Origin of the sequence: Rouxiella sp. Mn2063, from assembly GCF_049319665.1 — a bacterium.
Lineage (GTDB): Bacteria > Pseudomonadota > Gammaproteobacteria > Enterobacterales > Enterobacteriaceae > JBMOUD01.
The window spans coordinates 55,450-74,409 of sequence record NZ_JBMOUD010000019.1 but is presented as its reverse complement, the minus strand read 5'-3'; the positions used below and the strand labels follow the sequence as shown (position 1 = coordinate 74,409).

General features: G+C 48.9%; 13 protein-coding genes. 2 read left to right on the top strand and 11 right to left on the bottom strand.

Going from position 1 to position 18,960, the window contains the following annotated elements; genetic code table 11:
- Positions 1 to 192: 192 nt before the first annotated feature.
- Complete coding sequence (amiC, locus tag ACL9RG_RS20460; RefSeq protein WP_422794491.1) at positions 193 to 1,443, bottom strand: N-acetylmuramoyl-L-alanine amidase AmiC; 1,251 nt, start codon at positions 1,441 to 1,443, stop codon at positions 193 to 195.
- 232 nt (positions 1,444 to 1,675) lie between these two features.
- Between amiC and argA the strand changes: the two genes are divergently transcribed.
- The gene (gene argA / locus ACL9RG_RS20455; RefSeq protein WP_422794490.1) at positions 1,676 to 3,001 is read left to right on the top strand and encodes an amino-acid N-acetyltransferase; all 1,326 of its coding nucleotides are present in this window, start codon (positions 1,676 to 1,678) and stop codon (positions 2,999 to 3,001) included.
- An 86-nt stretch (positions 3,002 to 3,087) separates the two neighbouring features.
- Here argA and recD read toward each other — a convergent pair whose 3' ends face one another.
- From recD to ACL9RG_RS20415, 8 genes are all read right to left on the bottom strand, one after another.
- Positions 3,088 to 4,971 (bottom strand): exodeoxyribonuclease V subunit alpha, encoded by a 1,884-nt coding sequence (gene recD, locus ACL9RG_RS20450; protein WP_422794494.1) that lies wholly within the window; start codon positions 4,969 to 4,971, stop codon positions 3,088 to 3,090.
- On the bottom strand, positions 4,971 to 8,546 hold the full coding sequence (gene recB / locus ACL9RG_RS20445; RefSeq protein WP_422794489.1) for an exodeoxyribonuclease V subunit beta: 3,576 nt from the start codon (positions 8,544 to 8,546) through the stop codon (positions 4,971 to 4,973). Before recB ends, recD begins: the two co-directional genes overlap by 1 nt.
- Complete coding sequence (gene ptrA / locus ACL9RG_RS20440; protein WP_422794488.1) at positions 8,546 to 11,473, bottom strand: pitrilysin; 2,928 nt, start codon at positions 11,471 to 11,473, stop codon at positions 8,546 to 8,548. The genes recB and ptrA overlap by 1 nt, the downstream gene beginning before the upstream one ends.
- An 88-nt stretch (positions 11,474 to 11,561) precedes the next feature.
- Complete coding sequence (gene recC, locus ACL9RG_RS20435; protein WP_422794487.1) at positions 11,562 to 14,933, bottom strand: exodeoxyribonuclease V subunit gamma; 3,372 nt, start codon at positions 14,931 to 14,933, stop codon at positions 11,562 to 11,564.
- 94 nt (positions 14,934 to 15,027) lie between these two features.
- Positions 15,028 to 15,393: a prepilin-type N-terminal cleavage/methylation domain-containing protein gene (locus tag ACL9RG_RS20430; protein ID WP_422794486.1), complete on the bottom strand. Its 366-nt coding sequence runs from the start codon at positions 15,391 to 15,393 to the stop codon at positions 15,028 to 15,030.
- Entirely contained in the window at positions 15,386 to 15,871 is a 486-nt protein-coding gene (locus ACL9RG_RS20425; RefSeq protein ID WP_422794485.1) for a YgdB family protein, read from the bottom strand. Before ACL9RG_RS20425 ends, ACL9RG_RS20430 begins: the two co-directional genes overlap by 8 nt.
- Positions 15,868 to 16,470, bottom strand: coding sequence for a prepilin peptidase-dependent protein (locus ACL9RG_RS20420; RefSeq protein WP_422794484.1), 603 nt, complete (start codon positions 16,468 to 16,470; stop codon positions 15,868 to 15,870). Before ACL9RG_RS20420 ends, ACL9RG_RS20425 begins: the two co-directional genes overlap by 4 nt.
- Complete coding sequence (locus ACL9RG_RS20415) at positions 16,461 to 17,054, bottom strand: prepilin peptidase-dependent protein (RefSeq protein ID WP_422794483.1); 594 nt, start codon at positions 17,052 to 17,054, stop codon at positions 16,461 to 16,463. The genes ACL9RG_RS20420 and ACL9RG_RS20415 overlap by 10 nt, the downstream gene beginning before the upstream one ends.
- A gap of 13 nt (positions 17,055 to 17,067) precedes the next feature.
- Between ACL9RG_RS20415 and ACL9RG_RS20410 the strand changes: the two genes are divergently transcribed.
- A complete protein-coding gene (locus tag ACL9RG_RS20410) occupies positions 17,068 to 17,211 on the top strand; it encodes a hypothetical protein (protein WP_422794482.1) in 144 nt (47 codons plus the stop codon).
- Between the two features lie 12 nt (positions 17,212 to 17,223).
- On the opposite strand, the gene thyA is transcribed toward ACL9RG_RS20410, so the two are convergent.
- Positions 17,224 to 18,018, bottom strand: coding sequence for a thymidylate synthase (gene thyA, locus ACL9RG_RS20405; protein WP_422794481.1), 795 nt, complete (start codon positions 18,016 to 18,018; stop codon positions 17,224 to 17,226).
- 6 nt (positions 18,019 to 18,024) lie between these two features.
- Positions 18,025 to 18,894 carry a prolipoprotein diacylglyceryl transferase gene (gene lgt, locus ACL9RG_RS20400; RefSeq protein ID WP_422794480.1) on the bottom strand — a complete coding sequence of 290 codons (870 nt, stop codon included), beginning with the start codon at positions 18,892 to 18,894 and terminating at the stop codon, positions 18,025 to 18,027.
- Between the last annotated feature and the right edge of the window lie 66 nt (positions 18,895 to 18,960).

Below are 18,960 nucleotides of genomic sequence, written 5' to 3'. Positions count from 1 at the left end.
GCGGGGTGGAGCAGCCTGGTAGCTCGTCGGGCTCATAACCCGAAGGTCGTCGGTTCAAATCCGGCCTCCGCAACCAACTATATAATCTACATAAATAACTACATAATCAGACTATTTCAGTCACTCTTAAACACCTTAGCGGGTGTTTTTTTGTTTCTGGCCTCAGAAAACTATTTTGCGTTTCCCACTTTATTACCCTCCTCTGACCGACATTCCGCCTTCAGCAAAATAAGCTTTGATACCCGCTAAGATAGATTCGGCTATTTGCTGCTGAAAATGGCTGGTACGTAGTTTGCGCTCTTCGCTGACATTACTAATGAATGCCGTTTCTACCAAGATTGATGGGATATCTGGCGCTTTAAGTACCGCAAATCCCGCCTGATCAACTTTGTTCTTATGCAAATGGGTAAATCTGCCCATACGTGACAGCACTTGCTTACCAAACTTCAAACTATCGCTAATCGTGGCCGTCTGTACGAGATCAAACATGGTGTGGTCCAGATAGCGGTCACCACTTTTGCTGACTCCGCCAATCTGATCGGACGCATTTTGCGTTTGTGCCAAAAAGCGCGCCGCCGTGCTGGTTGCACCTTTAGTTGACAGAGCAAATACCGATGCGCCTTTTGCCGCTCTATTGGTAAATGCATCGGCGTGAATAGAAACGAAAAGATCCGCCCGCAGTTTACGCGCCTTCGCTACCCGAACTTTAAGCGGAATAAAAATATCTTCGTTACGGGTCATATGTACTTTCATATTCGGCTGGCGCTGAATCAGCTTTTGCAAACGGCGGGCTATCTGCAACACGATATCTTTTTCTCGCGTTTTATATTTGCCAATCGCTCCTGGATCTTCACCGCCATGTCCCGGGTCAAGCATGATAACCAGAGGACGTTCCCGCCCTGCTTTGCCATCTTTGGCCGTTTCTGGTGGTAAGGTACGCGCCACGTCGCCGCGATTATAATCCTCAAGCAGAGCCAATAATGGATCGTCCGGCTCTTTTGCACCGCTTTGCGGATAGAGATCCACCACTAACCGGTTATGGAATTCTGCTACTGGAGAAAGAGTAAATAAATGCGGGCGGGTAGCCTGCTTAAGCTCTAATACCAACCGAACGGTTTTTTTATCAAATTGGGCTACTCTGGCCTGACGAATATAGGGATCATGACTTTTGATCTGTTGCCCCACGCCTTTCAACACGCTATTAAGGTGAACGCCTTCAATATCAATAACGACCCGCTTAGGATTCTCTAAGGTGAATTGTTTATATTTTAGCGGGGTGTTTGATTCTAGCGTGATGCGAGTGTAAGTCGAGGAAGGCCAAATCCGTACCGCGACCACATGTGAGCTGGCCGCCATTCCGACCCGACTGACGCTGAGCAACCACGTGGCGGCGATACTTTGTAAAAAAAGGCGGCGGCCTGAATCCGGTTTGTCGTCAGTCATGAGGTCTCAAAATGGTTACAAAATTAAAAAAATCGTCTCAAAAATAAAGGTTTGTGAACTTTAACTAATCAATTTGTATATGTCATCCCAGTCGAGTCAGGCTTTACATTTTTTTAAGCTAGTAAACGGCGCATAACCAGAATACGAAAAACAGATAATTCCCTCTTGCAACAGCCCCCAAAAAGAATAAAAATACAAAAATTACGAATAATAATTCACTAAGAGGTCGCCCGTGAAGGAACGAAGCACTGAATTGGTTCAAGGTTTTCGCCACTCAGTTCCCTATATCAATGCACATAGGGGTAAGACTTTCGTGATTATGCTAGGTGGCGAAGCCATCGAGCATGAGAACTTCAGCAATATCGTTAACGATATTGGACTATTGCATAGTTTAGGCATCCGCTTGGTTGTGGTTTATGGCGCTCGTCCGCAAATTGATGGCAATTTGGCAGAGCATCACCATGAGCCGATTTACCATAAAAATACCCGGGTAACTGATGCCAAAACGCTGGAATGGGTTAAACAAGCCGCCGGCTTGCTGCAATTAGATATTACCGCGCGCCTTTCGATGAGTTTGAATAATACACCGTTACAAGGTGCACATATTAATGTGGTCAGCGGCAACTTTATTATTGCTCAACCGCTTGGGGTGGATGATGGCGTTGATTATTGTCACAGCGGGCGTATTCGCCGTATCGACGAAGACGCTATTCATCGCCAGTTAGACAGCAATGCTATCGTGCTCATCGGCCCGGTTGCCGTTTCCGTCACCGGGGAAAGCTTTAATCTGGTTTCAGAAGATGTTGCGACACAGTTAGCCGTGAAGCTCAAAGCCGAAAAAATGATTGGTTTTTGCTCATCGCAGGGAGTGATCAACGCTGACGGCGATATTATCTCTGAGCTCTTCCCTAACGAGGCACAAGAGCGCATCGCACAGATGGAAGCCGCAGGTGATTACCAATCTGGTACAGTGCGATTCTTACGTGGGGCCGTGAAAGCCTGCCGCAGCGGCGTGCGTCGTAGCCACTTAATCAGCTATCAGGAAGATGGCGCATTAGTACAAGAATTGTTCTCACGTGAAGGTATTGGTACTCAGGTGGTGATGGAGAGCGCAGAACAGGTGCGCCGTGCCACAATTAACGATATTGGCGGTATTCTCGAACTCATTACCCCGCTTGAGCAGCAAGGCATTTTAGTACGTCGCTCTCGCGAACAACTTGAGATGGAAATCGACAAATTCACCATTATCGAACGCGATAATCTGACCATTGCTTGTGCCGCACTCTATCCGTTCCTGGATGAGAAAATCGGTGAGATGGCCTGTGTTGCTGTACATCCAGATTACCGCAGTTCGTCTCGCGGTGAGATGTTACTCGACCGCGTGGCATTGCAAGCTAAGCAGATGGGGCTGGAACGTTTGTTTGTGCTAACTACTCGCAGCATTCACTGGTTCCAAGAGCGCGGCTTTAAACCGGCAGAAGTTGAAGCATTACCGATTCAAAAACAGGAAATGTACAACTATCAACGGCGTTCAAAGATTCTGCTCACCGAGCTTTAGTCACCGAGTATTGATGTCATATATAAAAACCGGCGTCATTACGACGCCGATTTTTTATGCAACAACATCCAATGTCCACCAAACGCTTATTGCGCCGTTAATCGCTCAGTCAAACCACTGCGTCGCTGGGTTGGTGTGCCGATTGCCCGGTTCAAGACCTTTTGATTAGCATAGAGAGATAAACGCGATTTAGCACGGGTAATGGCGGTGTAAACCAGCTCTCGGGTTAAAACCGGTAAGAAATGATTAGGCATAACTAACAGCGTATGAGCAAATTCTGAGCCTTGAGATTTATGCACGGTCATCGCATACGCCGTTTCATGTGCAGGTAAACGGCTGGGTTGTACTGACTTTATGATGCCGCCGGGCAGTTGGAAGTAAACACGAAGCTCACCGCTATCATCATGCAATGCAATGCCAATATCGCCGTTATACAAACCCAATGCACTATCGTTGCGACCAATCATCACCGGACGCCCCGCATACCAGCGGCTGGCCAACGCCACAGGACGACGAATGAGCCCTTGTCGATTAAGTACCTGTTCAATACGCTCATTCAAACCTGTCAGGCCAAATGGGCCTTCTCGCAACGCGCAAAGTACCTGAAATTCACCAAAAGCAGCCAGGATCTCTGCTGGCGTTTGTCCACTAGCAACCGCCTGTAAATAAGGCCGGTATCCCTGTAAACAGGCCTCAAGTAAAGGTTTAAAATCGTCGGTTTCATTTAACGGATAACCACTGACATCGGCTAGCCCCTGGGTCAGAATATTATCTGCGACGCGGCCATCACCGTTATTGACCGCTGTTGCCAACAAACCAATGCCTGAACCCGAATCAAAGCGATAACTTTTGCGCAATAGACATAAGGCGTCGCGTACATCCGCTGGATGTGGCACCGAAGTTGCACCGAGTGGACAACCGGTGAGCCTCACCAGTTGCGCCGCACGCGCGGCACTGTAGCCCTGTTCGGCGAACCGGCAAATATCACCCAGCACCGCACCGGCTTCTACCGAAGATAACTGGTCGCGGTCACCAAGGAAAATAACCCGCGCCTGAGCCGGTAAAGCAGCAACCAAACGCGCCATCATGGGCAAATCGACCATTGAGGCTTCATCAACTATCAGCACGTCAAGATGCAACGGATTGCCTTGATGGTAACGCATACGTTGACTATTGGGCTGTGCGCCCAACAATCGGTGTAAGGTGGAGGCATCATCAGGAAAGCGAGCGCGTTGTTCGTCAGTGAGTGCCAACGCTGCACTGGCTTTGCCTAAAGACTCAGTCAATCTGGCCGCCGCCTTACCGGTAGGTGCAGCCAGCTGTATCCGTAGTTTTTGCTCTGGTTCGAGACGGACTAACGCCGCCAATAATTTGGCTACCGTAGTGGTCTTCCCCGTTCCCGGGCCACCAGAAATAATAGAAATCCGTCGCGTAGCGGCTACTGCTGCCGCAACTTTTTGCCAGTTGATTTCATCAGCAGATGTTTCGCCAAACAAATCATCAAGAATTTCTCTTAGCCTGACTTCATTAACGGCCAGCCTACCCTCGACTATGTTCTGCTGAATATCCTGCTGCACAGAAGACTCTTGGAGAAAGAACTGTGCGATCTCCCCTTCACTTTGCCACAACCTTTGCAGGTAAAGGCGCTGCTGTTGTAACACCAATGGCGTCGGCGCTGAGCCATCACTGACGGCAGCATGTTGGGCTAATCGTTGCTGCCATAGCGGTAAATTTGGCTCGCCTGCCGCCTGCCAAAGTGCGCTGGCCAGCGCCGGGAATCTACCATCAAACAGAGTATCCGGCTGTAGCTGATCGAGAGTCAGACAAACATGCCCGCTTCCAGCTTCAGCACTCAGACATGCCGCAGCTAGCATCATTAATGGGTCTTCTTGCGCCACCATTCTGGCAAACTGCACATCCAACGAGCGCAGTGCTCCCTGAGCAATGGCGACTTCAAATAAATTATCCATCATGCGCCGGGTTCCTCTGCCCCTGAATGTAGTGCTTCTGCCGAGATTGTATCGCCGGCAAACAGGCTATCCATACATGCCACAAACTCGAGTGAAGGGCGGCGGCGGAAAACACCGTTACCGAGATGATCAGTATCCATTCCACGTAAGAACAGATAAATAACACCACCGAAATGTTGTTCATAATCATAGCCGGGGACCCGATGACGCAAATAGCGATGCAGTGCCAAGGTATAGAGTTGATACTGTAAATCGTAACGATGCTCTGCCATCGCATTTATCATGGCCGATTGGGTATAGGCGCTGCCATCCTCTCCCAACCAGTTAGATTTATAATCGAGCAGGTAATAACGACCTTGCCAGCAGAACACCAAATCGATAAAGCCCTTCAACATCCCCCGCACCTGCTGGAAATTCAGCGGTGGGCACTGGGCAGACAAATCATCATAGTGTTTAACTACACGATCTAATTGCTGAGGTTGCAGCAGACCTTCGATTGGTAAATAGAACTGCAATTCAGACTGATACTGAGTCGGCGTTAGCGCGCTTAGCATCATCCCTTCCTCGCTCAGTTCAGTATGCAAGATAGCATTGACCCACGCGCTCAACACTGGCAGCCATTCGCCGCTCAATCCCTGACCTTCGAGTTTTTCCAACAGCCATGTTTCATCAACCGGCTGGGAAAAATCGATCTCTTCAAACAAACTGTGTAGGAAAGTTCCCGGCGTAGCGCCACGAGGGAAACTGTGCGGCGTCATTTGCGGCTGTATATCTTGAGGCTGTTCACCGGCGGCTTCAACGTCGAGTCTCGGTAATAAATCTTGCGCCAGCGAAGAGCCGTGCTGCTGCAAGCCCGAATAACTGGTTACTCGCCAGAAATCCTGAATTTTTCTTTGCATCTGTGCCGCCGCGAGCGCTCTTTCCTGTGGAACTGGCGCTTGCCATGCTTTCTGTTCTGGCGGTTCAAGCAAAGTCAGCGCAATATTCTCCCCCACCATAGCTTGCAGTTTTGTCACCAGGCCTGCGGCATCCGCAGGCTCCGCCTGCTGTACCAGATAGCCTAATGCACTGCGATGTAAGTCGGTATCACCCTGCTTTTTTCGCGTACCCTGAATTAAGGGAGCAATACCTAAACTACAGTGATAAACCGAACGTGTCAGCGCGACATACAGCAGGCGTAAATCCTCTGCCAGACGCTCTTCTTCAGCTAACGACAGACTTTGCTCGTCGGCGCTTAAATCGAGCAATGCTGAGAAAGTTTGGCGATCGTGATACAAAGCTTGCTGCTGAGCGCGAAAATTAGCGATGAAAGGTAGCCAGACCAGGGGATATTCTAGTCCTTTGGATTTGTGGATGGTGATCACCCGCACTAAATTCTTGTCGCTTTCCAACCGCAGTTGTTGATTCTGCGACTGAGTATCTGGCTCGGCAATTTGTTGGGCCAGCCAGCGCACCAATGCATGTTCACTATCAAGCGCAGACGCTGCCTCTTGCAACAGCTCACCCAAATGCAGCAGATCCGTCAGACGTCGCTCACCGCCGGGGTTGGCTAAAATATTTTCAGCCAGATGACGCTGGCTAATCAGGCTTTTTAACATCGGTAACACGCCGCGCCGCGCCCAGCGCTGGCGATATCCATCAAACTCTTCGACTAATTTATCCCAATCGCTTTCGCTTTGGCTTAACGCATCCAGAGTCAACGCATCCAGACCAATCACGCCGGTTGCCATCGCGCTGCGCAAAGTTCGCTCATGCTCTGGTGCCAGTACTGCCTGTAGCAACCACAGCACATCTTTAGCTTCCGGTGTATCAAACACACTGTCGCGGTTAGACAGATAAACCGACGGAATATTTAACGTACTGAGCGCGTCACGAATCAACACGGCTTCATTACGGCTACGAATAAGAATAACGATATCAGAGGCTTTGACTGGCGAAGACTGTTCACCATTGCGCAGCAACGCCAAACCTTGCTGCCCTGCAGTCAGCCAGTCACGAACCTGTGCCGCACATTGACGTGCCATCGCCTGTTGGTAATCACTTACTCCAACACCTTCCCCTGACTGTAGCCAGAAGTGCACAGCTGGTTGAATTTGTCCCTGATATTCAAAAGCTAGACCAGTATTCTTCGGCGCGGGTAAAACACTATTAAAGGGTATTTGCCCAAAAACAAAAGGGGCATCCAGTTGAGAGAAAATCTGATTCACGCCGTTTACCATACTGACGGAAGAACGCCAGTTGGTGTCCATTGTGTAGTGAGCACTAACTTCTGAACGCGCACGCATATAAGTAAAAATATCTGCGCCGCGAAATGCATAAATCGCCTGTTTCGGGTCACCAATCAGCAACAACCCGCACTCAGGCTGCTTGCCATATAAGCGGTGGAAAATACGATATTGCTGCGGGTCGGTATCCTGGAATTCATCAATCATTGCCAATGGATAACGCTGACGAATCGCCTGTGCTAAGAGTTCTCCACCAGGCTGTTGCAACGCGCTATCGAGTCGACTCAGTAAGTCGTCAAAGCCCATCTCGGCACGCTGGCGTTTCTCTAATTGAACCGAGGTACGGATCTCAGTTAAGGCTTTGGCAATAATTAAATCGCGTAAACTCAGTGGTTCAGCATAGAGTTGTTCGATAGCAGCAAATACCGCGTGCTCTGGTGCCTGACCTTTTTTGGTTTTCTCCAACAGCACCGACTGACGGAACCTTTCGAGTTCTTTAGGTAAACGATAATCTGCCGTCGGCTGCATAGCCCAATCAGTGACAACCTCTAACCAAGCAGGTAAGAAACGCGTACTGTAGCTACGTTTATCCACACCAGAGTTGGCAATTTCTGGGCCGATATCAGCCGCTGCCGCAGACCATTGACGCTTGATATCGTCAATACGGGTGACAATACGCTCATGACGCTGTTCGATCGTTTCATCGGCTTTTGGTGGATAGCGCAATTGCGGTGCTTCACCGTGCAAATAGGCCGACAAATCGCCTAATAACGCTTCTGGCCCGCTCCACTCTTGAGACACCGCCTGCGCAATAGAGATAGGTAACGGGTAGCAGTATCGACGCCAAAAGTCGGCGCAGGCCTGGCGACGTAAAGGAAGCTCATCCTGAATCAGCGTTTGTTCAAATAAAATGCCAGATTCAAAGGCGTTATTCATCAGCATACGCTGGCAGAAACCATGGATGGTATAAATCGCCGCCTCATCCATCTGTCGCTCTGCCGCTAGCAGAATTTGTGCCGCCAAAGGTAAATCAGGCAGCTCAAGCATCAGCTCGCTCAGCATAGGGTTATCGCTAGTACCCCGCACGCAGGCTAATCTAAGCTCATGGATGTTTTTACGGATACGTCCGCGCAACTCTTCTGTCGCCGCTTCAGTAAAGGTCACCACCAAAATCTCTTCAACCGCTAATTGGCGAGGAAATGCCGACGCTTTACCTAACCCCAATAACAAACGTAAATAGAGTAACGCCAGAGTAAAAGTTTTGCCGGTCCCCGCAGAAGCTTCGATTAATCGCTCACCCACCAGCGGTAGCGTTAAAGGGTTAAGTTTCTGTGGGATGATATCTGCCATTATTGATTAACCTGATGCGAAAATGATTGTTGCAGGCTCGAGGTATTCGGATAGGTTTGCCATCCTGCTGGCGCTGCGTAATGTGGGTCAGTACTGTCATTACCTGATACCTGAGATAGTAGTGCGAGTCCCTGTGTATCAATGACAGTACGTTGGAAATAATCAGCCAATTGCTGCTGGCTGATGTCGCTAATCGCCGCGATCGTCTGGTGGCGAGTATCAAACTGTGCGTTTCCCCGACTAAAATCTTTGCCTAATCTCGCCGCCTCTTCACCCAGGGTTTGCGGGCGCTGCTTCAACTCATTAATCAGTCCTTGTTTGTACTGATTAAATTCATCAGCACTCATATCACGTAGCCGTTTCTCTGCCTGAGGATAAAACGCCAGATAGCGTTGGTATAAATAATCCGGTTGTTTATTGCTACTTTGCAGTAAGAAGCCAATTCCCCACTGTTTACCAACCGCAATCGGGAAGGCAAACACCGCATAACCCAGTTGTTCCTGAGTACGAAGTTGATTATAGAACCAAGGCTGGATGATTTGACCCAGCAACGAGCTGTAGGCAACGCTCTGCGTTTCGCTATAACCAATAGGGACATATATCGCAGCCAGCGCCGAATCAGTCGTTGAACCTATTCGCTGTAAATTGACTTTGCGGGGTTGCAGCACATCGATATCTTCTCCCCGCCACCATTGTGTACCCTGAGTCGAGACTTTTTGAACAACCTCATCGGACATTTTTGTCACTTGTGATGCGGTCATATTACCGACAATCAGAATTTCAACGGCTCCTTGCTGTATCAGCTGCTTGCGATAGCTCAGCACGTCATCAAGCGTAATATCGGCCAACAACTTTTCTCTTTCACTGCGCTCAGTATAAGGCCAGCGAGAAAGTAACTGCACCGGCTGCAATGCCAACTCATAAGCTTTGCCTTTGTCGGCAGCTCTTAAGCGCTCGATATACCATGATTTGGCTTGGGCAAGTTGTTTCTCCGTTATTGTGACATTGGAATACTGCTCAACCAACTTGCACAAGAGGTACGGTAATCGCTCGGAGAAACCATTGGCACTGAATGTCAGGCCATTATCAGAAGATGATGAGAAATCAATCCCACCAACAGAAGCCTGATAACTCAGCTCATCGAACAACACGCCGGTAAGATAATCATTTAAGCCGTATAGCACCTGGTTTTTGGCAGAACTAAACGCATTGGCATTACGGAAGGCAACCGTAATATCGGCTTTAGGCGACGCGTTGAAATAATGGCTCTGCTGATAAAACACCCGCAACCCTTTTTGGTCGACAATTAGCTTAGGTTTGCGTTGGGGCTCACTTTTTTGTTCATCATCACTATTAACGATATTAAGCTGTTGAGGAATATAAGGATTGAGCGCTGGCAGAGACAAGCTCATGTGCTGTTCGAGCTGCTGCCATTTTGTAAACTCCTGCGCAGGGATTTTATCTACCTGATAGGGCGCATTCATAAAGTAAGCCACTTTATTGTGCGGTTCCTCTGGACTGACAAACCAGAAGCGAGCATGTTGCGGCGTCAATTGCGCAAGGCGGCTCTCGATAGCATCAGGTGCGAAATCATCAGCAACGTAAGACGAATCCAGCACGTTTTCGACTGGCACACGCAACATGTTATCTACCAACCACTCAACATAATCCATATCTCGTGTTATATCGGGAAAACGGAAGTCTAGTGCCATCACATGAGAGAGTTCGTCAAAATAAGACTTTTTAATCCCCTGCTGGCGTATCAGTGTCAGGTAGTTAAAGACTGCCGCAATTACCCTGTCCTTTTCCGCCACGCCTTTATCCGTTAGCGATACCGAAATAGAGAACAGCCCCTGATTACGTAAAGACATGGAATCAGCCCCGGCATTAATACCATCGGCCAGCCCTTGTTTCTGTAGCCAGTCTGACAAAGTATTTTTACTGCGATTGCCAATCAGGTAACTAATGTAGGTATCTGTCTTACTACGAAATTGTGCGCTGTTATTATCAATCGCAAATTCAATCAGCAGCTGTTTACGCGGTGTCGCGGGAACGTAGTGAATAATAATCCCCTGCTGTGCTGGCGTAACTAACGGCTGACTGATGGCAGGAACACTCGCATTATGATTACCAATTTTACCAAACGTCTCTACTGCGATATGCGCTAATTCCTGAATAGGACGATTGCTATAAATCACACCAACCATCAGGTTGGCAGAGTAATAACGTTGATAAAATGCCTGTAATGCATCCTGTAGTTTGTTATCCGGTTTATCTTTGAGCGTATCGAGGTTACCACCAGAAAAGCGTGCTGCAGGATGTGCCGGGTTGAGGGTTTCGGCTCTGACCTGCGCCATACGCATCCCCTCACGAGAACGCGCCATCGTGAGCTCGGCATTGACGGCATTACGCTCACGGTCGGCGTTGCCTGGATCAAGTAGTGGCTCGGCAATAGCATCAGCCAAACGGTCAACCGCCTGAGGCAAGGCATCGTTTTCTACTTCAAGATAAAACGCCGTTCGGTAAGGGGCTGTGCTGCCGTTGTGGCTTCCGCCGTGCTTTTTCAAAAACTCAGCCAGACTTTCAGGCTGCGGGTATTTCTTCGACCCCATTAACAGCATATGTTCAGTGTAATGGGCCAAGCCTAATTGCCCATTAGGATCATCAAGTGACCCGACCGGCAATGCCAAAGCAGCCAAAGATTTACTGGCTTCATAATCAGAAACCAGCAATACCGTCATGCCATTAGCAAGCTTTACAGCTTGGTAATCACGCGGATCATTAGCGCTTTTATGCACCGTTTCGGTTTCAGGAGTCCATGCTCGCGTGGCATAGGCTGCTGGCATCCCAAATACCAGTAATACTGTTAATGCGATTAATTCTCTACATGTTACTAATCTGCCAAGACGATACCACTGCTTCAACATAACGACTTCTCCCTCAATAGTTGTTAGCTATTGAGTTTTTAAAATTCGAGGTGCTATCTGCAAATCATACAAAATACCCGACTTAGCCCTATGCCAGATTATGTTGGGCAATCGGTAACAGATATTGCTCAGCACATTGGATAATCGCCTCAATGCCATGACTATCAAGTTGGCGCATCACCCGTTGCACATAAGGATCGGCCCCTTCGCCGGGCACTCGCGCGTCACCAAGCCAACTCTGTAGTAACTTATTACGGCCCTTCTCCTGACGTTCCTCATCCAGGCTAATCGTGCCACTATCAGCATCAAAACACTGGCTTAACCAAGCCCAGCCACTTTTATTGAGTAACATCAGCGGAGAACACAACCCTTGCCGATAGCCCGTAATTAGACGTTGCAGATGTGCCGTTGCCTCATCCACTGAAAGCGTAGCATAGCGCCACGCTGTTGAACTGCGACCATACATCCGGCTGCTGCCTTGGCCACCCATCGCGCAATAAACCACATGTTCTATCCATAGCAATAGTCCGTCCCGCGCCAACAGTGCAGCCGGTCGCCAGCGTAATAAGCCGTCCGACTGAACCTGATGTAGCCAGCCGCTTAGCTTGACGCCAGCTACCGTTAAATTAATTTCCAGGCTTTGGCTTTCGCCACGCTCATCACGTACCAGCTCAGCCAGATCGAGCATTTCCTCGGACTGTTTGTTCCAATAAATCTCACCGAATGCGCCATACGGCAGGCCGCCTGATGCTTTCACTCGGCTAAATAACTGCTGCGGATCCTGTTGCTCAATTAGCGTGTTTAGCAACTGAGTGTTGAACTGATAACGGCTGAGGTTATCCAGAACAAAGGGCTCTTCATCTGGCAATTCAGTCTCTTCAAGAATAAAGCTGACGTTCAGGCGCATCTGGAAAAAAGCCTTGATAGGATGGCGATAAAAACGCAGCAGGTTTTCTAGTGTCACTTCCTGCACATCGTTATCTGGCAAAGGCTGAGTAAAATCAGTCGCCATTTCTCCTTGATAGCCCGCAGCAGCCAGCCATTCTGCGGCATAGCTTTGTGAAGGATTACTGAGATCAAAGTTATCCGCGTCAAAAGGCGTGCGCGGATGCCACTGCACCAAGTGTTGCTCAACGCGAACCGCGCTCTCGTCAGCACTGAGATCACGGTCATCTGCTAAGCAATAACTCTGACCAATGTATTCAAGCAATTCGGTCACCAGAACCGACGGGAAACGCTCTTTATCATCCTGAATCGAACGACCAATGTAGCTGATATAAAGCTTATTTTGCGCAGAAAGCAGCGCTTCGAGGAAGAGATAGCGGTCATCATCACGGCGGCTACGATCCCCACGTTTGACCTGCTTTGCCATCAAGTCAAAACCTAGCGGCGGCAAGGTACGCGGGTAAATACCATCGTTCATGCCTAACAGACAAACCACTTTAAAAGGAATAGAACGCATCGGCATCAAGGTACAGAAGTTGATTGGCCCGGCCAAAAAACGCTGGCTGATACGCTCTTGGTCCAAACGAGAGGCTAGCTCATCGCGGATGATAGATAGCGGCACCACATCAGGATAACGAGCAGCCACACCTTGACTGAGAACCTTTTGCCACTGTTGTTCGATCAACGCCAATGCAACTTCGGTTTCGCCTTCAGGCGAGAAGAACGTCCCGAGTAATTCCTGACATAGCGGCAACCATTGACTTAATTCTCGCGGCTGTGAGAGCGTTTGCCGCCAGCGGCTAAGCTGCATTAATAGCTCGGCCAAATGCCCTGCTAACTCAGCCACAAGTCCGGTCGATTCATCGTAAGGCAGCACGCCTTGCCAATCGCCGACGTTGCTGTCCATCGCATAGCCCAACAGCATGCGGGTCAAGCCAAAGTGCCAAGTGTGTTGGCCGGTGGCAGGTAGCGACAATTCCCGCACGTTGTCATCATCAAGCCCCCAGCGAATCCCTGACTCCCCCACCCACTGACGCAGCAGGCGTAGCCCATCTTCATCAATGGCAAACTTCATTGCCAACGCTGGCACTTCAAGCAGAGCCAGCACTTGTTCTGAGGTAAAACGGCTTTGCGGTAAATCAAGCAGCGAGATAAAAGCTTGTAACGCCGGGTGTGACTGGCTGGCTTTACGGTCTGAGAGTGCAAAAGGTAAATAACGATCGCCGGGCGCATTGCCGAATACCGCCTGAATATAAGGCGCATAGCTATCAATATCGGCAACCATCACAATAATGTCGCGCGGCGTAAGCTGCGGATTTTCATCCATCATCGCCAGTAAATTATCATGCAGCACTTCGACTTCACGTTGCGCACTATGACAGACGTGCAGAGTAATAGAGGCGTCTTCAGACTCGAGGATACGTTTGGTGTGACTGCTGTTAAGCGTTTCTTGCGTCATACCGATCACCGCATGATCTTCAAGATCCAGCATATCTTGCTGGATTGCATGCAATAGCAACCCGTCTGCGGTATCAACAAATGCCTGTACTTCTTGAATATCGTCAACTTGCGAGAGTAAATAAAGATGATCTCGCCCTAACTTGCCCCATGAGGCAAGAAGAGGATTATTAACATTTTGCTCGCCTTCCTCATTAAACAGCTGTTCAGCCTGCTGCGGGTCTCGAAATAGCGACGTTTCCTGCGCATTTTTATAGTGGCGACGCTTGCGGCTTTGTAAGCGGGCAAGAAAAGCATAATTCTGGATGTCGCCCCAATAATAGCGGCAAGGGTTGGTGAACATCAGGTGAATATCAATATGTCGGCCCAGCGCCTGCAATGCTTGCAGATAAACCGGTGGTAACGCTGAAATACCACAAATAAATACCCGCGATGGCAGGCCAACCGGCGTACTTTTAGCTCGCTGTAATTGCTCAATAAAGCGCTCATATAAGTTGGCACGGTGCCATTCAGACTGCTGTAGTTCCTCTGTGTATTCACACAGCGCACGCCATAACGGCGCTTGCCACTGCTGTGCGCTGTCTAAGTCATCAACCAAACGCCCTTGCTGCCACGTTTTCAGCCATTCCGGGCGATAAACCAGATATTGGTCGAACAAGTCGGCTACGCGAGCAGCCAACTGGTGAATTTTGCGCTTATCACTATCATCAGTCAGATAATTACGCAGCGGGACAAACTCATCCTCTGGTAACTTACCCGGTAGCAACCACATGAGTTTCCAAGTCATCGCGTCTTTACTAAAGGCGCTCTCTTTGGGAATACCCGGCAAAACCTTAGTGAACATATCCCAGATAAAGGTCGCAGGCAGAGGGAAAGCAATATTGGCGGCAATGCCAATTTCTTGCGCTAATTCCATTTGCAGCCACTGCGCCATCCCCGGGCTCTGTACCAGAATCACTTCCTGTTGGAAAGGATCGGCTAATGGACGACCTTCAATCAGCGCTGTAGTCAGCGTTTTTAGAATATCTAATTGATTGGAGTGATAAACCGTAAACATAACCGCATCCTTGAGACCTAAAAGTGACTGTCTGTAATCACCCGCTATCTTATTGCAAATGAGGCGGATATTAGTGGTAAAAATGACATTAAAGTCAGTCTGCCGCCGACTTACATAACCATCGACTAAGTTCTACACGATATTGCCCGGGTGTCTGTACTTGAGCCGTTGCTTTTATACATTCACTGGTGGCTTCTGTGGTGATAATCTGCCCGTGCCAACCCGGCAAGGAAGGCCATGATGATAACGGCAGGTTTTTCCCGGTAACGACATAAGCCTCAAGCAAATTTTGCGCCTGCGACCATGCTTGTCGAAACTGCCACTGGCGAGTGAAACCTGTGCTTAGTGCTTGATAGTACTGTAGCAGCCCAAGGAGTGATACGCTGAGCAAGAATACCGCAATCAGCGCTTCCGGCAGGCTAAATCCTCGTTGTTGCGGCGCAGGCCCAAGATTATTCATCGCAGCCCCTTGGATTAGGTAAAGGACAAAAATCAACCCAGCCGCCTTTTAATGGCGTAAAAATTACACGCCCTGCCGTCGGTTTATTGTGGCTTGCCAATTGGTATAGCACCAACGGGACTTCCCCTTCTAGCAACTGCCCCTCGCCTTTTAGAATAAAAATTCCGGGGTGATGAGCCGGACGAACACAGCTGCGTAATGGATTATCGGCAGCTGGCCCAGTAGTTAAAGATTGGCATTGCCATGCTGGGGTTGTCGATAACAACCAACGTTGTGACGCCCCCCAACTTAATGATGAAGCCGCCTGCTGCCAGGCGAGCAAATAGCGGTGTTCCTGGCCAGTTAAGGCTAATGCACTGTTAAGATGTTGATTAAGCGTATTCAGTGCCAATAAACCTAATCCCATCATCATCATTACGCTCAAGATCATCGCGCTTCCCCGTTGACGAATCTGGCTATCTATTGCTTTGCCGCTCATAGTATTTGCCCGGCAATCATCTGTTTGATTTCCATTGGCATAACATCATCTTCAACAGCCGTTTTTTGACGCCAATGAGCTGCAATATCGACCACGAAGAAGGCCGGCTTTCCAGGTGAATGAGTTTGCGTTATATGGAAACGACTAACGGAAACTTCTGTCGGATCTAATAGTCTTTCCCAACCGCTGCCATCGCAGGTGCGCACACCGCGTTGAGTTTCAATTACCTGCTGACGCAAGCGGTAGGCAAAGTATTCCGAATTGGTCCGATCGGTCCCCTCCCAACGGCCATTATTGTTGAGATCAAAAGCCAACAGCACACAAGAGTCTTTGGCCTCACCGGGATAATGACCGAGCACCACTGATTTTCCCTGACAGGTTCCTGCGCAATAACCTGCGCGTCGTAAATCTTTCATCAAAGTAAACAAAGTCTGACGCATCAATTGATCCAACTGAAAACGCTGCGCCAAATCCTGGCTGCGTTGACGCAACAAAGGAAAGGTTTGCGCTGACCCTAATAGCAACATACCGCCAATGCCCATCGCCAGCATCACTTCGGGTAAAGTGAATCCAGCACAATGCGAGGATGTTATCGACATACCGGCAAACCTAATAACGCTTCGTCTTCACTGCAAAGTCGAATTCTTCCGCGCGCAGACAACACCACTCGAATTCTTCCCGCCGCATTTTTCAGCGTAATGTGCCCTGCCTGCGCCGCATTGCGACGCCCATAGAATCCCATGGTTTTTTCGCTGTAATGGCTGACCTCAATTTTTTCATCCGGTAACCTGAAGCTATCTTTCCCGGCATTATGGCAAGATATCGCGGGCGTTTGTGTACCAACACATCCACCGGCCCCATCAAGCACCCAAAGTATCGCGGTGCTGTTATGCCAGTTGGTGTAAGCCTGTAGTCCTGTCAGATAGAGACGTAATTGCTGAACACTTTGTTCTAATTTCAAGGCCTGTTGATACCCCTGCCATCCTCTTATCATCCACAGGCTACACAGCGCGATCAGTCCCAAAACCATCATAATTTCAATCAGCGTCATACCTTGTTCATTTTCCAGTGTCTGTTTTTTCATACGCTGAATGTTATGCGCAGCCGGGTTTATCACCAGCGGGTTTACTGATGTTTGCGGCACATTACGCAAGGTTTTTCCGGCAGCATAGGTAACCGACATTTAAGGATGCGGCATGCTTGGCAAAATTAAGGATGATGCAGACAAAGCGCTAGATTTTGCTCAGCAAATCAGTAGCAATAGTCGAGAAGGAAATAGGATGTGGTTAAATAAAACAAAAAAATCGCCTGACCGAGATCAGGCGATTTCAAGCAACTAACAAAGAGAGTTATTAGATAGCAACCGGGGCTTTAATCGCCGGATGCGGGTCATAACCTTCCAGCTCGAAGTCTTCAAAGTTGTAATCAAACAGCGAATCTGGCTTACGTTTGATTATCAATTTTGGTAAGGCGCGAGGTTCACGGCTTAATTGTAGATGCGTTTGTTCCAGGTGATTGCTGTAAAGATGGGTATCACCACCTGTCCAGACAAAATCGCCAACTTCCAAATCACATTGTTGCGCCATCATATGTACGAGCAGCGCATAACTAGCAATGTTGAATGGCAAACCCAGGAAGATATCGCAAGAGCGTTGATAGAGCTGACAAGACAGCTTGCCATTCGCCACATAGAACTGGAAAAACGCATGGCAAGGCGCCAAAGCCATTTGGTCCAGCTCACCCACGTTCCAAGCCGAAACAATAATACGGCGAGAGTCTGGGTCTTGTTTCAGTTGCGTGAGCACTTTAGCAAGCTGATCAATCTGTGTGCCATCAGAGGCACCCCAAGCGCGCCATTGCTTACCATAAACAGGGCCAAGGTCGCCGTTTTCATCGGCCCACTCGTCCCAGATAGTGACTTTGTTGTCACGCAGGTAAGCAATATTGGTTTCGCCTTTCAGGAACCATAACAACTCGTGAATGATCGAGCGCAGGTGACAACGCTTGGTTGTCACCAATGGAAAGCCATCTTGCAGATTGAAACGCATCTGATGACCAAAAATCGACAAGGTGCCGGTACCGGTACGGTCAGCTTTTGGTGTGCCTTCATCAAGCACTTTTTGCATTAAATCCAGATACTGTTTCATTTTACCTCACGACAATTGTTTCTGCGGGCGACGGTAAGCCCAGATAACCATAATCAGTCCGAAGACAATCATAGGAATAGAGAGAATTTGTCCCATGCTGATAATGCCGTCAAACAGGCCAAGCTGAGCATCAGGCTGGCGGAAGTATTCGACGATGATGCGGAATGCACCGTAGCCGATCAAGAACAGGCCAGACACACTACCAACAGGACGAGACTTGCGAATGAATACGTTGAGAATGATAAACAGCACAACGCCTTCAAGCAGCAATTCATAAACTTGTGATGGATGACGCGGCAACACGCCGTATTGATTAAGCAGCGGCAACCATTTTGGATCAGCAGCGGCTATAGCAATATCTTCCTGACGAGAACCTGGGAATAGCATCGCCCAAGGCACATCAGTAGTAACACGGCCCCACAGCTCGCCATTAATGAAATTACCCAAGCGACCGGCGCCTAAACCAAAAGGAACCAATGGGGCAATAAAGTCAGAAACCTGGAAGAAAGAACGCTTAGTACGGCGAGCGAAAATCAACATCACGGTGATCACACCCAACAAACCACCGTGGAAGGACATTCCACCGTCCCATACCTTAAACAAATACAGTGGGTTATCGAGGAATAGCGGCAGGTTATAGAACAACACATAGCCGACTCGGCCACCGATGAATACACCGAGAAAACCAGCATAGAGCAAGTTTTCCACTTCTTCTTTTTTCCATCCGCTGCCCGGTTTGTTGGCACGACGGGTTGCCAACCACATGGCAAAAATAAAGCCAACCAGGTACATCAATCCGTACCAGTGTAGAGAGACCGGACCTACAGAGAAAATGACCGGATCAAACTTGGGAAACGCCAGATAGCTATTACTCATCTATCACCACAACTTGTTGATTATTTTAGCCAAGAAGCCTCCACCGCATTGCACGCAGGTGAAAAC

What these genes read in the sequence shown, in the direction of transcription:
- amiC (WP_422794491.1), bottom strand. Translation starts at nt 1,443, where the DNA reads ATGACTGACGACAAACCGGATTCAGGCCGCCGCCTTTTTTTACAAAGT.
- recD (WP_422794494.1), bottom strand. Translation starts at nt 4,971, where the DNA reads ATGGATAATTTATTTGAAGTCGCCATTGCTCAGGGAGCACTGCGCTCG.
- recB (WP_422794489.1), bottom strand. Translation starts at nt 8,546, where the DNA reads ATGGCAGATATCATCCCACAGAAACTTAACCCTTTAACGCTACCGCTG.
- ptrA (WP_422794488.1), bottom strand. Translation starts at nt 11,473, where the DNA reads ATGTTGAAGCAGTGGTATCGTCTTGGCAGATTAGTAACATGTAGAGAA.
- recC (WP_422794487.1), bottom strand. Translation starts at nt 14,933, where the DNA reads ATGTTTACGGTTTATCACTCCAATCAATTAGATATTCTAAAAACGCTG.
- ACL9RG_RS20430 (WP_422794486.1), bottom strand. Translation starts at nt 15,393, where the DNA reads ATGAATAATCTTGGGCCTGCGCCGCAACAACGAGGATTTAGCCTGCCG.
- ACL9RG_RS20425 (WP_422794485.1), bottom strand. Translation starts at nt 15,871, where the DNA reads ATGAGCGGCAAAGCAATAGATAGCCAGATTCGTCAACGGGGAAGCGCG.
- ACL9RG_RS20420 (WP_422794484.1), bottom strand. Translation starts at nt 16,470, where the DNA reads ATGTCGATAACATCCTCGCATTGTGCTGGATTCACTTTACCCGAAGTG.
- ACL9RG_RS20415 (WP_422794483.1), bottom strand. Translation starts at nt 17,054, where the DNA reads ATGTCGGTTACCTATGCTGCCGGAAAAACCTTGCGTAATGTGCCGCAA.
- ACL9RG_RS20410 (WP_422794482.1), top strand. Translation starts at nt 17,068, where the DNA reads ATGCTTGGCAAAATTAAGGATGATGCAGACAAAGCGCTAGATTTTGCT.
- thyA (WP_422794481.1), bottom strand. Translation starts at nt 18,018, where the DNA reads ATGAAACAGTATCTGGATTTAATGCAAAAAGTGCTTGATGAAGGCACA.
- lgt (WP_422794480.1), bottom strand. Translation starts at nt 18,894, where the DNA reads ATGAGTAATAGCTATCTGGCGTTTCCCAAGTTTGATCCGGTCATTTTC.